The following is a 2,441-nucleotide window of genomic DNA, read 5'->3' on the forward strand; positions in this document are numbered from 1 at the left end:
GACCAGGGCGAGCCCGGTCATCAGCGCACCGGCCGCCACCGCGATCACCGCCCGGAAGGCGTTGCCCCGGTGCTTGGCGAACAACACGTCGTCGGGCAGTCGGGTGATCACCAGCAGGGCGGCGACGAGGGTGATCGTCTCCACCAGGATTTGGGTGAGGGCCAGGTCCGGCGCGCCGCGCAGGATGAACAGCACCGCGACCGAATAGCCGACGCCGCCGACCATCAGCACCGCCGGCAGGGCCTTGCGGGCCCGCAGGGTGGCCGCCGCCACGGCCAGGATGACCACGCAGATCACCAGGGTGGCGGGTTCGCCCAGCACTTCGACAGTTTCGGGCCCGACGCCGGAGGTGAGCAGCATGGTGCCCGGGAACAGCACCAGCACCATCAGGATCGCGCCCAACGAGACCGGCAGGGACCCGCGCTGGGTGGCGTTGGTGACACCGTCAGCGACGACGTCGACGCCCTTGATGCCGACGCGGTAGGCGACGCCGGGCTCGGCGCCGGGCCGGGCGATCGCGTCCCGTCGCCGCTCGACCGCCCGCTGGCCGAGGAAGACGGTCGCGCCGATCAGCCAGCCGGCCGCGGACAGGGCCAGCGGGATCGACCAGCCGTGCCACAGCGCCATCGCGCCCGGGTGGGTGGGGCCGGCGGTCTGCGCGTACGACTGCAGCAGTGGCTCCAGCAGGCCGGGGGCGACGCCGAGGACCAGGCCGATGGCGACCATCACCACGGTGGGGCCGACCATGAACACGCTGGTCGGACCGGGTTCGGTGGCCGGCACGTCCTTCTTGGTGGCGAACGCGCCCCAGATGAACCGGGCGCTGTAGGCGGTGGTGACGGCCGAACCCAACGCCATCACGGTGACCGCGAGCAGCCCGCCGGTGCCGCCCTCCAGCAGGCCGGCGTAGTCCGCCTCCTTGGCCACGAAGCCGAGCATCGGCGGGATTCCGGCCATGCTGATCGCTGACAACACTGCGAGCACGGCCATGAAGGGCATCCGCTTGCCGAGGCCGGAGAGCCTGGTCAGGTCACGGGTGCCGGTGGAGGTGTCGATGATGCCGACCGCGAAGAACAGCGGCGCCTTGAATGTGGCGTGGGCGATCAACATGGCCAGCGCGCCGAGCAGCGCGTCCGGGTTGCCGGCGCCGGCGACCAGCGTCATCAGCCCGAGCTGGGAAACGGTGCCGTAGGCCAGCAGCAGCTTGAGGTCCCGCTGGCGCAGTGCGATGACCGCGCCGAAGAGCATGGTGGCGCCGCCCAGGGTGATCAACAGCGGCTGCCATATCCCCAGCGTCGCGAACGCGGGAGCGAGCCGCAGGAACAGGTAGATGCCGGCCTTGACCATGGTGGCGGCGTGCAGGTAGGCGCTGGCCGGGGTGGGCGCGGCCATCGCGCCGGGCAGCCAGAACTGGAACGGGACGATCGCCGACTTGCTGATCCCACCGATGATCAGCAGCACGACCGAGGTGGTGATCAGTGGCCCGGACGGCGGCTCGGCCAGGATCTCGGAGATGGTGAAGGTGCCGGCCAGGACGCCGAGCATCACGGCGCCGACGAGCATCACCAGGCCGCCTGCGGTGGTCACCAGCAGCGCCTGCGACGCGGCCGTCCGGGACGACTTCTTGCCGGCCCGGTGCGCGATGAGCAGGTAGGACAGGATGCCGGTGAGCTCCCAGAAGATCACCAGCAGGATCAGGTTGTCGGCCCAGACCAGACCGAGCATGGCGCCGGCGAACGCGACCAGCGAACCGCTGTACTTGGTCAGGCCGTCGTCGTCGGGCGGGAAGTACCGCGCCGAGTAGACCAGCACCAGCGCCCCGATGAAGGCGATGATCAGTGTCAACGCCATCGCCAACGCGTCCATCCGGAGGTCGATGGCCAGGTCGATGGCCGGCACCCACTCGGTGTGCGAGGTCAATGCACCGCCGTCCATCACGGCCGGCAGCATCGCCGCCGCCCAGACCGTGGTGATCGCCGGCAGCACGGCGAGCAGGGCCAGGGCGGAGCGACCAAGGTGCGTGCACAGGGTCGGCGCGAGCAGAGCGACCGCCAGGTAGGCGACCAGCATCAGCGGCGCATGGGAAAACAACGCGGCCCCGGTCATGATGCCCGCCGGGCCACCCGGAAGGGCGTCGGTTCGCCGCCACCGCAGGGCGGGTCGGACGGGCGCACGGGTCTCCCGAAAATCTTGGGGGGCTGGAGTAACCACCCTACCGAGTCCCACCGACCCCATCGTGCGGTGCGGGGGCCGGCGGACCGGTCCTCGATCGGCCTCACCAGAGGGGCGTCGAGAATCAGAGAAGGGCGCGAGCGCGCGCCGCGTCGGTCTCCAACTCGGCGAAGACCCCGCGGATCGCGTCCAGGGAGTCGTTGACTTCGGCGGCCCGGCTCGAGGCGTCGGTTTCCATGCCGACCAGCCCGGCGGTTGTGGACAGCTCG

Annotated in this window: 1 protein-coding gene; it reads right to left on the minus strand. The window is 70.8% G+C overall.

Annotation, left to right across the window (positions count from 1 at the left end; all coding sequences use genetic code 11):
- On the minus strand, nt 1-2,106 hold a 2,106-nt coding region (locus tag VF468_00440), incomplete at its 3' end, for a proton-conducting transporter membrane subunit (protein ID HEX5876795.1).
- Between the last annotated feature and the right edge of the window lie 335 nt (nt 2,107-2,441).

This window comes from Actinomycetota bacterium, from assembly GCA_036280995.1.
In the GTDB taxonomy this organism is placed as follows: Bacteria; Actinomycetota; CALGFH01; order CALGFH01; family CALGFH01; genus CALGFH01.